This window comes from Roseibium sp. RKSG952 (assembly GCF_009711355.1).
Map to the genome: position 1 here is coordinate 1 of NZ_SMMF01000816.1, position 12297 is coordinate 12297.

The window sequence follows — 12297 nt, forward strand, 5'->3', positions numbered from 1 at the left end:
CGCCATCGGCGATCTCGCGTTTCAGGCGGCGAACAGCCTAATCGACGGTGTCGAAGCGATGCTGAACGGCGTGGTCTCGCGCATCAACGGCTTCATCGGCGGCATCAATCAGCGGCTGGAAGCGCTCGGGTCCGAACGACGGATCTCGATTATCCCGGATCTTGAGCTGGGCCAGATTGAGAACCGCTTCGAGGGTGCTGCGACTGCCGCGACGACTGCCGCACAGACGGCGTTCGACCGGGCCTTCGAAGAGAACCCGCTCACAGCCCCCGATCTCGGGCTCACCGAGGTGGCCAATTCTGCACCGGCGACAGCCAACACGTATCGCGGTGCAGCGCGGGATTTGGCAGAAGGTGCGCGTGCGCCACTCGCCAGCTGGCAGGCGCTGCGCGATGCGGTGCGGGGCAGCGATGACGATGGCGCCGATGCGCTGACCGAAGCCACCGACGCGGCGGCGCGGTTCGAGACAGCCCTTGGCGATGCCGGACAGGCGCAAAATCTGGAACCGCTTATAACCACGCATTGAAAAACAGTTCATAACTTCGACTTTCTGGGCCAAAGATGCGCTTTGCAGGCTTCTATGACACATCGAACGGGACCAGAGTTGGAGCGGACGTGCTTTAAAGGTGCCAAATGTTCCACATTGCGATCATGGACGGTGAGTTTGGACCGTGAACATGTTACGTGCGTGATCCTTTGAGTTTCTGGAACATTCACCTGAACAAATTTGGCTGTTTATCCATTCCTTGATGTGCGCCAGGCGGATGGAGATAAATCGAACTTGGCCTGGAATGCACGCGTGAAGGCTTCTTTGGATGCGTAGCCGACACGCTGAGCGATCGCGTCAATGGGCGCGCTGGAATGCAGCAGGGCCTCAGCCGCCTTGTCGAGGCGCCAGGTCCTGAGATACGCGCCAGGCTGCTGGCCCATGACCTTCTTGAAACGCTCCGCAAAGCTCGAGACGGACATGCCGGCAATGTCTGCAAGTTCGGCATTGGTCAGCGTTCGCGAGGGATCGGCGTGGATGGCGGCCACGGCCCTTGCCACCCGGTCATCTTTGGCAGCAGCCAGCCAGCCAGGGAGCGTGTGGCCCGATTGCGCCCAGCGGCGTAGCACCTGCACCAGCAGAAGGTCCAAAAGGCGCGAGACCATGGCGCTGGCGCCGGGACGCTCCGCTCCCAATTCCACCAACACCAATTTGCAAAGCATATCGATCCACTCGATCGGATTTTCGTCAAGATCCGCCAACACTATGATAGGCGGCAATGGATCGAGGATCTTGGCGGCCAGCGCTCCGTCAACAGAGAAACGGCCCCAGAAACATTTAATCGCCGGTGTGACGCGTTCGCCAGACACGGTATCAATCAACCGGGCCTTGGGTATGTTCCGGCGGGGATCGGAAAACGCCGCGGTGTGTGCCACGCCCTGCAACAGCAACGCCACCTCACCCTCCTGCAGGTGCACCGGATCTGCGGCACCGATCTGAACGTGGAGTTCCCCTTGCTCGACAACATAGACGCACGGATTGCCTGCCGCGACGTCCATCGCATAGGGCCTCTCCGGCGCGATCACACGGGCGGATTCGCCGCGGACATGGATGATCTCCAAAACTTCTGAGAAGGCGTCGGCCTTGAAGTCCGGTGTTTCTGCTAATTCTTCCGGTGTCCGCATCATCGGCAGCCCTGTCCTGGCCTCTTAGGTTTTGTGGCACGCCGCGCAGCTTGCGCTCACAAGAGCCGCGAATGGTTGCGCACCCACAGTGTCACACTCTTAAGCAAGAGGAATGAAATGTCCAATTCCATGAGTTTTCTAACCGCTGGCCTCATCACAGCCGCCGCCGCGCTGCCTATCTCGGCCCAAGCCGATCCATCCGATGTCTCTGTTGTGTTGGTGCACGGGGCCTTTTCCGACGGCTCCGCCTGGCACAAGGTCATCCCGATCCTGCAGAACGCAGGTGTATCGGTCAGTGCGGCGCAACTCCCGCTTTCTTCGCTTGCAGCGGACGCTGCTGTGGTATCGCGTCTGGTGGACATGCAGGCCAATCCGGTCGTGTTGGTCGGCCATTCCTATGGCGGCAATGTGATTACTGAGGCCGGCGGCAGTGACGCTGTCGAAGCGCTGGTCTATGTTGCAGGCTTTGCCCTGGACAAGGGACAGGCGCTCACGGATCTGCTCGAAGGTCAGCCCCCCGCCGCCTGGCAGGCCGAGGCCAAGCCTGATGCAGGCGGCTACGTGCGTCTGAGCGAAAATGGCATCGCAACCTTCTTTGCCCCCGATCTGCCCGCGCAAGAGGCTGCTTTGATCGCCGCAACACAGGGCCCGATCCAATACAAGATCAACTATGAGGCACCCACGGTCGCTGGCTGGTCGATGCATCCGACCTACTACGTGCTGACGGAAAATGACCAGATCATTCCGCCGCGGCTGCAGGGCTATTTTGCTCAGCGTATGGGTGCGGAGGTGACCAAAGTTGCGACCAGCCATGTCGCCATGCTGGCCGACCCCGAAGCCGTCGCCGAGGTGATCCTGCAGGCCGTTGAAGCGGTCGACGCAGACTGAACGAAAACGTCCCCAGGCCGCTTGGCGGCTTGGGGCACCCCTGACCACCAAGCAATCGAGGTTCCCATGACATTCTGGATACTGTCCGCCCTTGTTCTTTACTTCATCCAAACCCTCCTACCCGTGACGTTCCGGTATCGCGGCGATCCTTCGTCCATGCGCGCACGAGACGAGATGCCGGAGCCGACGATGCTGGTTCGCCGCGCAGAACGCGCGCTGGTCAATGTCGGCGAGGCGATGATCCTCTTCCTTCCCTTGGCGCTGCTGACTTTGAAGGTGGAAGGCGCTGCGACCGGAGCCGCGATCTTTGTGATCGCCCGTGTCGCCCATGTCGTGCTCTATCTGACTGGCGTGCCTTACCTGCGAACGGTGGTCTGGGTTATCAGCCTGATTGGTCTTGTGATGATGGCGATGACGCTCGGCTAACCCGGTCATGCCCTCTAAAAAAATCTCCTCGCAAAAGGACACACCCATGCTTTTTGATGGCCTTCTTCCTGTGAACCGGGGCCTGACCCTTGCAGCGCGGTTGCTCTTTACCTCGCTCTTTTTGTTATCTGGTCTCACCCACTTCACCAACGTGCCATACTATCTGTCACTTATGCCCGACCCGGTGCCTTTTCCGCTGCTGTGGATTTACCTCTCTGGCGTGATTGAGTTCATTGGCGCTGCGATGATCCTGTTTAACTGGCAAGCGCGTCTGGGAGGTTGGCTGCTGGTGCTGTTCCTCCTCCCCGTCACGCTGGTTGTGCACGGACACCAACTGGCTACTGAAACCGACCCCTTCATCTGGGCCTTGCAACAGGCGCATTTCCTTAAAGGCATCGCGCTGATCGGTGCAGCCCTGCTGATCACCCAAGTCGGGGTTGCGCAGAGAACAAGCACCTGAAGGTGACACTTGCGATGGTCGATGTGTCTTCTGTCACGTCAGCGCTGCTTTTGTCGGCGCTGGCAAGCGGACCGTTCTATATGTTCGCAACGCACGACCTAGATGATGCGGCTTGCGCCGTACCATCGACATGACGGTCGGCCTCTTTGTCTTTGGGGGTATCATCAGATGGTTTGTGGGATACGGCCAGCTCTTCTTTACCAGCCTCTGGGCGATGTCTGCCGTGATACTGACTTGCTTTGCTGCTCCGCCTGCGCTGGTTTTGGTCTTCCCACGCTAAATCGTGCCGGCGGTGATCGGGACCCGTTGGCTCATTGGGGTTCGGGCCTTTAGGATAGTCGTTGGACTCTCTCTGCTTGAGCGCTCTCGCAAGAATGTCGGTACGACGTTTGCCTACTGGGTTGGAGTAGGCGACGCGATTGCCGGTCTGTTGGCGTGCGGATTGCTGGTTCAGCTTCGGAAAACTGGGCAGATGTCGCGCCGGGTGGCCTCTTGGACAATCCTGTTTGGCATGGCGGGCTTTGCATGGGCCTATGGGACTGCTGTGTTGAGTTTTGAGACCTCGGTTCAAGTCTTCGCAAAAGGTGAGGTGCACGCGACCGATCTTTTGCCGCTGACGCTGATTCCCTTTCTGCTGGCCCCAATTGCGACGGCCTACATGGTCATGACTTTGATCGAACTGAACCAGGACACCCCTAACGTGTACCGTCTCTCCGCAGGGCATTGAAAGTGAGTGACTTTTCAAGATTGGATGACAGATGTACGGTTCTGGACAAACAAAAGTTTACAAAACTTACTTTTGATGTAAATATTTGTGTGTCAAAAAGATAAAATATGTAACGGCTGTCACAAGCCATCCAACGGATCCAAGATTACTCAAGGCCTGTCATGATCGACTTTCAAGCCATCACAAACGTCAATCCTCGCGAGATACTTGCTGTCTTTGCGCAGAACGGATTTCGCAAAACCTCAATGGAAGACATCGCCAGTGCGGTGAGCCTGTCCCGTCAGTCGATCTACAAAAAGTTCGGCTCAAAAGAGGCCTGCTATGTGTGGTGTGCAGAGGCGAGCCTGTCCAATATGTACGGCCGGGTCTTTGCCGCCATGGAAGAAGATGCGCCGCCGATGGAAACGCTTGAACGGGTGTTCGAGCTGGCAAACGCGGATTCGATTGATCTGATCAACACGCCCTTTGGGGCTGAAACACTGGAACACGTGCTGAAGATCAGCTTCGCCTCGGAGGAAGACTGGACAATTCGCTACCGGTCGCGGCTTGGCGCGTTTCTTTTTAGACACGGCTATGCGGCGTCACGAGATGAAGGGTTGGAAGTGGCCTTTACCTTGATTGTTGCGGCACGGGGGCTGCTGATGATGGCCACCTCCAAGGACGATTTTCAGGCCGACATGCGGCGGATTTGCAAATCCGTCCTGGAACGGAGCGGATCATGACCGCTCATGTGATGTGCACCTGTCTGGTACAATCGGGGCAGATAATGCCAGCAGTACAAGACGCACTTTACGCGGGTCTGTCTGACTTTGCCGCCCGCGCTTTCGGCGCAAAAGCCGAGATTTCGTGGACTGTCGTGCCGACGGGAAACGGATTTACTGCCGGCCATCCGAGCACCGCGTCCGTTGTCTCATTTCGAGCGCCAAAACCTGTGCCGCAGTCCGAGCGGGTGGCTCTTTTGCATGAGTTGTCCCGGCTCTGGATCACGACGACCGGGTGCAAAGATGACGAATTGGTTGCAGTGGTTTCCGACCCCAACGCGGATGGGAGAAGCTGAGCAATGCCAATTTACCTTATTCGCAGCGCACACGAGACTATTGGCAACGACGCCATGCGGGAGATTGCTGGTGACATCACCGACATCCACTGCGCCGTTACAGGCGCGCCTCGGGAATTTGTACATGTATTCTTTCTGCCAATAGAGTCGGTGGATATGGGGTCCGTGGCGATGCTCGCAAGCATCCGCAGCGGCCGGACCGACGCGCAAAAGGCTGAGCTGAGGCAAGGCGTTATTGCCTCCTTTGCCCATAGAGCCACCGTCACCGGGTCGAACCTAGCGATAAGCATCGTGGAAACACCTGCCTCTTGGGTCATGGAAGGTGGTGATATCTTTCCCGAACCTGGCGAAGAAGCCGAGTGGCTGGCAGCACATGCGCAAGCCAAGGCCGCACGCGAGACGGCGTCATGACATTTCTGGACCATGATGATGCGGTTGTAAGTTGTGACGTGACCTCGGGTGTCATGGTCGTTGTCATTGCCAACCCGCCCGTCAACGCCTTGTCTCACGCCGTGCGGCTTGAACTGATCGACTCCTTTGCAAGAGTTCAGTCTGAGCCAGGGGTGCATGCTGTCGTGATCCTGTGCCAGGGGCGGACCTTTTCCGCAGGCGCAGATATCCGCGAATTCACTGCGGCACCGAAATCCCCGCATTTGCCGCAGGTGGTCGATGCCATCGAGGCGTGTGCGGTTCCAGTGATCGCGGCGATCCACGGCACAGCCTTAGGCGGCGGGCTTGAGCTGGCCCTGGGCGCGCACTATCGGATCGCCGAACGTACCGCCAAAATGGGTTTGCCCGAGGTAAATTTGGGTCTTTTGCCGGGTGCGGGCGGCACACAGCGACTGCCGCGCCTGATTGGCGTTGAAGCCGCCGCCCAGGTGATGACCGGGGGAGATCCGGTTTTGGCCAAGGACGCAAAAGAGTTGGGGCTGATCGATCTCATCGTAGAGCCAGGTCGTCTTAAGCAAGCCGCGATCTCCTTCGCACAGGACCTCATTGTGACAGGCACGTCAGTTCGGCCGACCCGGGAAATGACCTGCGAGGTTCTGGAGAAAACCCGGTGGGAGGTCTTGAAGTCAAGCGTTGCCACCCGCGCCAAGGGCTCCACTGCGCCGTTGGCATGTCTCGACGCTTTGGACGCCGCAATGCACGGGTCATTTGAAGCGGGACTAGCACAAGAGCGCGCCCTGTTTGGTCAACTGAAGTCATCAGATCAGCACAGAGCTCTGCGCTACGCATTCCTTGCCGAGCGCGAAGTGGGCAAGGTGCCGATGATCACCGGGGTCGCGCCCCGTGGTCTTGATCAGATCGGGGTGATAGGCGGCGGCACGATGGGTGTTGGCATTGCTGCAAGCGCTTTGATGGCCGGGCTTGGTGTTCGGTTGATCGAGGTATCAGAAGACGCGGCCCATCGTGCAGAGGTGGCTGTGGCCCGTGTGTTGGATGGGGCCGTGAAGCGCTGGAAACTAAGCCCTCAGCAGCTTGATGAGATCCTGGAGCATCGGTTTGGCTCTGATGTGGAGTATGCCGGGCTGGCAGATGCCGATCTCGTCATCGAAGCGGCGTTCGAGAGCATGGACGTGAAGCGTGAAATTTTCTCTCAACTCGACGCGATCTGCAAGCCAGGCGCGATCTTGGCGTCGAACACGTCTTACTTGGATATCAACGAGATAGCGCGCACCACCAACCGTCCAAGCGATGTGTTGGGCTTGCACTTCTTTTCGCCGGCCCATGTGATGCGGTTGCTTGAGGTGGTCGTGGGAGATACGACCTCGGCAGATGCGGTTGCGACCGGCTTTGCGCTGGCAAAGCGGATGAAAAAGATCGCCGTACGGGCCGGGGTCTGTGATGGCTTTATCGGCAACCGGATATTGTCGCATTATCAGAAAGCGATCAACGGCGCGGTCTTGCACGGAGCCAGCCCCTATGACGTGGATCAGGCACTGAAACGTTTTGGACTCGCAATGGGCCCTTTTGCAGTCAGTGATCTGGCTGGGCTTGATATTGGCTGGGCCAATCGAAAGCGGCTGGCGCCAGCGCGTGATCCTGCTGAGACCTATGCGGCGTTCGCCGACGTCCTTTGCGAGATGGGAAGGTTCGGCCGCAAGACCGGTCGCGGGTTCTACATTTACGAAGAAGGCGCCAAGTCAGGCTGCCCCGACCCGGAAGTCGAGGAAATCGTCGCGCAGGAGCGCGCACGCAAGGGCAGAACGGCACGCGACATGAGCGCGCAAGAGATCGTAGACCGTTACATGGCCGCGATGGCCAACGAGGCGGCCCGCGTCATCGAAGAAGGCATTGCTCTGCGCCCGCTGGATGTCGATGTGACCTTGCTGAACGGCTATGGGTTTCCGCGCTGGCGCGGCGGGCCGATGCATTTTGCAGACACTGTCGGGCTGTCGAAAATACTCAACGATATAAAGCGCTTTCAAGAAGAAGACGCGCATCTTTGGCAGCCAGCTCAACTGTTGGAACGCTTGGTCGCCACCGGTGAGGGCTTTGAGAGCTTAAATTCGATCTGATCGGGCGCGACGGGCGCTCGAATGGGGGGAGGAGAAAACATGGACAGCAAGGGATCGGCCCCAATGGGCTTGTCTTCATTGTCTGACATTGTTGCTTTCGAGCGAACGCCGCTTGATGCGCGCGATCTTCCGGCAACAAGTTATGCAGCGTTGGCGCAGGCCGCTCAAGCGGTGCCACATGCGCCTGCCCTCAGTTTCTTTGCCGAGGCAGAAGCTTTTGACACACCATTCCAATGGGATCACGAAACCTTCTTTGACCATGTCACCCGCACCGCGAATGCTCTGCGCCAAATTGGCGTCGGGCGCGACGATGTCGTGGCCTATGTCCTGCCTAACCTGCCCGAGGCGCATCTGACTATCTGGGGCGGCAGCGCGGCGGGGCGGGTGCTTGCTATCAATCCGATGATAGAAGCTATGCAAATGGCTGAATTGATGCGCGCGGCTTCCGTTCGCGTTCTGGTCACGACGGATCGGAGTAGCCAGTCTGACATTTGGGAAAAAGCAAGCGCAGCAAGCCGCGACTTGCCGAGCCTGCGTCATATTCTGGTCTGTGCCGAACAAAGCTACGCGGCCAATGATGGAGTTTGGTTGACAACCGATGCGCAGCCCCCGATGTCGGACGATGCGAAACAAATCGGCGCGGATCGCTTTTGGGATCTGTTGAAAACCGCCCGCGCGGACGCTCTGGAGTTTGGTGCGCCTAGACTATCACCTCGCCCGGTTCATTGCGCTCAAGGCAGCGTAAATCATGACAGCGTTTCTTTATAACGGGCAATTGCTCCCTTTGCTGACCGGTCTGGGTGGCCAAGTAGAGATTGAGCCCGAGACCGGCACTTGCAGCTGCACTCTGCCCCTGAGCGACACCCTGCTTAACCGGCACGGCGTTGTGCATGGCGGCGTACTGGCGACACTGCTGGATACCGCGAGTGGTTTCACTGCAAGCCTCGCCGCCGACGGCGACGCAAGTCATCCTTGTATGACGCTGTCTCTGAACATTGATTATCCAGCCGCCGCGCGCCACGGCCCGCTGCGCGCCATTGGCACGCGTGTCGGGGGCGGCAACTCGATCAGCTTTGTCACTGGCAAGGTTTTTGACGGCCGCGATGAGCTGGTCGCGATGTCAACTGGTGTCTTCAAGCGCCTGCCGACCAACGCCATGCGAGGCACTGCATGACCCACTAAATCCACGTCGAACCACACCTGAAAGACCCATCACGGACGCGCATACACGCTGTCCGAACCCTGCTTCTTTGCCCGATGACAACGAAGGCGGAGTGGCACAGCCAACACCTAGGAGGAGAAACATGTTGAAATTCAGAAACCTGGCGGCCGGATTGGCCGTTGCCGCATCGCTGGCTCTACCTGCTGCTGCAGAGACGGTAATCTATTACAGTCACAATGCCTCAGCTAAAGGCACCATCCCGACCACCCTGAACTGGTATAAGGACCGTGTCGCGGAACTGAGCGCGGGCGACATCCGGATCGAGCTGCAATGGGGCAGCGCATTATTCAAAGCAACGGCTGCGGTGCAGGGCATTGGCGATGGCGTGGCCGAAGCGGGCACCGTGATTGCTGCCTACTTTCAGAAAGAGATGGCAGCGTATTCTCTAGCCAATCTGCCAATCAGCGGGTCGAACGCTTGGGTTGCATTGAAAGCCGCTGACAAGTTTATGCGCAGCGATCCGCAGATCGCCGAACATCTTGCCAAGAGCAATCTGGTCTACATCGGTACATTCACGGGCTCTGCTGTGAATGTCGGGTGCTCGGGCGATCCGATCCGGAGTGTGGACGACATTGCGGGCAAGAAAATCCGGGGAACTGGCGTGTATGGCAAGGTGTTTGGGGAGCTGGGCGCCACACGGGTGAACCTGTCCGTGTTCGAGGCCTATCAGGCGCTGGATACGGGCCTGATCGACTGTACCCAGGGCTACACCTACGTAGTTCCAGCGCTGAAGTGGAATGAGGTGATGGACAATTACACCGTCCTGAACTGGGGTCAGGTCGGCGGTGTCGGCTTCTTCATGAACAAGCAGTTTTTCGATGACCTAAGTCAGAGCGAGCGGGATATCCTTGTACAGGCCGGGGCCGAGATGGCCGACGTCTATGGGCGCATCGTGACCGGCTTTAATGCTAAAGTTCTGGCTGGCATGCGATCTGGCGCAGGCGAGCACCCTATCGAAGTGATCGATCTCAGCGCCGAAGACACGGCCAAGCTCAACGCTGCTGCCGGACCCTTCATCGAGGAATGGAAGGACAACGCCGCCAGCGTGGGTCTCGACCCCGTTGCGTTGATGGCAAGCTTTGAGGCGGCCGTGGAAGAATACACCGCCGAGTTTGAAGCACAGGGATACCCCTGGGATCGGGCGACCAACTGAACAGGTTTGCGGGCGCGTTAGCACAGATCCGCGCCCGCATCGCACCACTGGGAGGAGGACCAAATGCTACGCCGCTTAGAGCAGATATGCGTCGATGTCGCGACCGCTGCGATCATCATTCTGGGGCTGTTGATTTTTGCCGATGTGATGGCGCTCAACCTCTTCAACCGCGCTGTGCCCGATACGATCATTCTGGTGCGAGAGCTTATGGTCATTGCCATTGTCATGCCGCTGGCTGCCGGAACCGCGAACCGCGCGCATATCAGCGTCGAAGTCTTCACAAACCGTCTACCAGCCCGCCTTGTCAGCTACTTCGTTGTGCTTGGCTCGCTTATTGGACTTCTCGCGCTGGCACCCATTTTGTTTGCGGGCGCGCGCGAGTTTTTGCATCACTGGAACACCGAAACCGTCTTTTATGGCGATTTGAACTTGGCTCAATGGCCCGGTCGGCTGGCCTTCGTGCTGGGGATTGCCCTGGGGTGGATTAGGCTACTGACCTTGGTGATCGGTGACGTCTGGATGATTGCCTCTGGCGGCATTGTCGATGCCAGCCGCGTCGATGCGGAGGGCTAAGTCATGGATCCCTCCCAAATCGGTTTAGTTGCCTTTGGCATATTACTGTTTTTGCTCGCCATCCGGGTGCCGATCGCCTTTGCTTTGACGGGCGTCGCTACCGTCACTACCTTTGTGATTTTCGCATTCCGCACGGGCAGTTTTGAGCCCGACCGCGCCATCCGACCAACCTCTTCACTGGTCTTTTCAAACTCGTTTGATCTCGTACATTCGTTTGAGCTTTCGACGATCCCGCTCTTCATCGCCCTCGGGAACATCGCGTACCGCGCCGGAATCACGACGGCGGTATACGACGCGGCCAAGGTCTGGCTGACACGGGTCCGGGGCGGCGTTGCCGTCGCGTCTATTGCGGGCTGTGGAGGATTTTCCGCCATCACCGGGTCGAGCTTGGCCTGTGCATCGACCATGGGCAAAATATGCACCCCCGAGATGTTGCGCGCAGGTTATGACGCAAGGCTCGCCACCGCCAGCGTTGCAGCAGGCGGCACGCTTGGCTCGCTCATCCCACCGAGCATTCTATTCATCATTTATGCGATCTTCACCGAAACCTCCGTCAACAAACTGTTCATCGCTGGCATCCTGCCTGGCCTGCTAACGTTGGCGGGTTTTGTGCTCGTCGTGCTGATCTGGGCCTGAGCTGATCCCACGGCGGTGCCCGCGCGGGGCGAAGCCTCCAGCTGGCGCGACAGGCTCTTCTCCCTAAAGAACGCCTGGCCTGCGGTGGTGATCTTTCTGATCATCATCGTTGGCATCTACGGCGGTTTTTTCACTGCAACCGCAGCCGCAGCGGTCAGCGTTGTTACCACCTGCGCCGTAGGGCTGCTCCAACGACAACTGAGTTTCGCTGACATCTGGTTCGCTGTGCGTGAAACTGCGTTGCAGACAGGCGCCCTGTTTTTGGTGGCTGCAGGGGCCAAAATCTTCGTTGGGGCCATAGCTTTGACAGGCATTGCGACCGACCTTGTGACATGGGTCGAGGCCGCTCAATTCTCTAGTACGACTCTGCTGATCGCAATTTGCATCGTCTATCTTCTTCTTGGCATGTTCCTCGACCCCATCGGGATCATGGTTCTAACCCTGCCTCTGATGGTGCGACTAATCGAAGCCTATGGGTTCGATCTGATCTGGTTCGGCGTCGTGGTCGTGAAACTCTTAGAGATCAGCCTCATCACGCCGCCGGTTGGGTTGAACGTGTTCGTGTTGTCAAACGTGGTCGGCAAGCAAGCCCCGATCGGGCTGATCTTCTCCGGTATTTGGCGCTTCTTGAGTGTCGATATCTTTATATTGGCACTGATTGTCGCCTTCCCTGCGATCTCCTTGTCTCTGACGGCAGCGATCAATTGAGTCCTCGTGACCTGCGGTGCACATCTTGCCAACAAAGCAGGCGCAGGAAACGGATAATCACGACGAGTAAATTGAACAGCGATTGTGCTAAGGTCCGCTTTAGCAATCTTCCATCGTTCCTTTTGCGCCTGCGGCAAAGATCTGACTTCCGGTGGAGATTTTCTTCGCTGCGGTCGTGAAGCGTGAAAAACGGCCGTACGGATTGCCTAGTGCTATGGCAGCTTTGTGAAGGTTTTTCGATGCGGGCCGCGGCG

14 protein-coding genes and 1 pseudogene are annotated in these 12297 nt (G+C 58.2%); 14 read left to right on the top strand and 1 reads right to left on the bottom strand.

What is annotated here, in order from left to right; translation table 11 throughout:
• On the top strand, positions 1-526 hold a 526-nt coding region (locus E1297_RS49095; protein WP_209015701.1), incomplete at its 5' end, for a hypothetical protein.
• A 209-nt stretch (positions 527-735) separates the two neighbouring features.
• Here the strand turns inward: E1297_RS49095 and E1297_RS08155 are convergent.
• Entirely contained in the window at positions 736-1674 is a 939-nt protein-coding gene (locus E1297_RS08155; RefSeq protein WP_155136367.1) for an AraC family transcriptional regulator, read from the bottom strand.
• 114 nt (positions 1675-1788) lie between these two features.
• Here E1297_RS08155 and E1297_RS08160 point away from each other — a divergent pair, with 114 nt between their 5' ends.
• From E1297_RS08160 to E1297_RS50235, 13 genes and pseudogenes are all read left to right on the top strand, one after another.
• Positions 1789-2559: an alpha/beta fold hydrolase gene (locus E1297_RS08160; protein ID WP_209015702.1), complete on the top strand. Its 771-nt coding sequence runs from the start codon at positions 1789-1791 to the stop codon at positions 2557-2559.
• Between the two features lie 66 nt (positions 2560-2625).
• On the top strand, positions 2626-2985 hold the full coding sequence (locus E1297_RS08165) for an MAPEG family protein (protein ID WP_155136370.1): 360 nt from the start codon (positions 2626-2628) through the stop codon (positions 2983-2985).
• Between the two features lie 46 nt (positions 2986-3031).
• Positions 3032-3445 carry a DoxX family membrane protein gene (locus E1297_RS08170; RefSeq protein ID WP_196223248.1) on the top strand — a complete coding sequence of 138 codons (414 nt, stop codon included), beginning with the start codon at positions 3032-3034 and terminating at the stop codon, positions 3443-3445.
• 292 nt (positions 3446-3737) lie between these two features.
• Complete coding sequence (locus tag E1297_RS08175; RefSeq protein WP_155136374.1) at positions 3738-4172, top strand: hypothetical protein; 435 nt, start codon at positions 3738-3740, stop codon at positions 4170-4172.
• 161 nt (positions 4173-4333) lie between these two features.
• Complete coding sequence (locus E1297_RS08180; protein ID WP_155136379.1) at positions 4334-4894, top strand: TetR/AcrR family transcriptional regulator; 561 nt, start codon at positions 4334-4336, stop codon at positions 4892-4894.
• The gene (locus tag E1297_RS08185) at positions 4891-5229 is read left to right on the top strand and encodes a hypothetical protein (protein ID WP_155136381.1); all 339 of its coding nucleotides are present in this window, start codon (positions 4891-4893) and stop codon (positions 5227-5229) included. The genes E1297_RS08180 and E1297_RS08185 overlap by 4 nt, the downstream gene beginning before the upstream one ends.
• 3 nt (positions 5230-5232) lie before the next feature.
• On the top strand, positions 5233-5640 hold the full coding sequence (locus E1297_RS08190; protein ID WP_155136383.1) for a tautomerase family protein: 408 nt from the start codon (positions 5233-5235) through the stop codon (positions 5638-5640).
• On the top strand, positions 5637-7751 hold the full coding sequence (locus E1297_RS08195) for a 3-hydroxyacyl-CoA dehydrogenase NAD-binding domain-containing protein (RefSeq protein ID WP_155136385.1): 2115 nt from the start codon (positions 5637-5639) through the stop codon (positions 7749-7751). The genes E1297_RS08190 and E1297_RS08195 overlap by 4 nt, the downstream gene beginning before the upstream one ends.
• Positions 7752-7790: 39 nt before the next feature.
• Positions 7791-8519, top strand: a complete 729-nt coding sequence (locus tag E1297_RS08200; protein ID WP_196223249.1) for an AMP-binding protein — start codon at positions 7791-7793, stop codon at positions 8517-8519.
• On the top strand, positions 8500-8925 hold the full coding sequence (locus E1297_RS08205) for a PaaI family thioesterase (protein ID WP_155136390.1): 426 nt from the start codon (positions 8500-8502) through the stop codon (positions 8923-8925). Before E1297_RS08200 ends, E1297_RS08205 begins: the two co-directional genes overlap by 20 nt.
• A 130-nt stretch (positions 8926-9055) precedes the next feature.
• Positions 9056-10126 (top strand): C4-dicarboxylate TRAP transporter substrate-binding protein, encoded by a 1071-nt coding sequence (locus tag E1297_RS08210; RefSeq protein WP_155136394.1) that lies wholly within the window; start codon positions 9056-9058, stop codon positions 10124-10126.
• Positions 10127-10189: 63 nt separating this feature from the next.
• On the top strand, positions 10190-10699 hold the full coding sequence (locus tag E1297_RS08215; RefSeq protein WP_155136397.1) for a TRAP transporter small permease: 510 nt from the start codon (positions 10190-10192) through the stop codon (positions 10697-10699).
• 3 nt (positions 10700-10702) lie between these two features.
• Positions 10703-12043, top strand: a pseudogene (locus E1297_RS50235) (TRAP transporter large permease).
• Positions 12044-12297 lie beyond the last annotated feature (254 nt).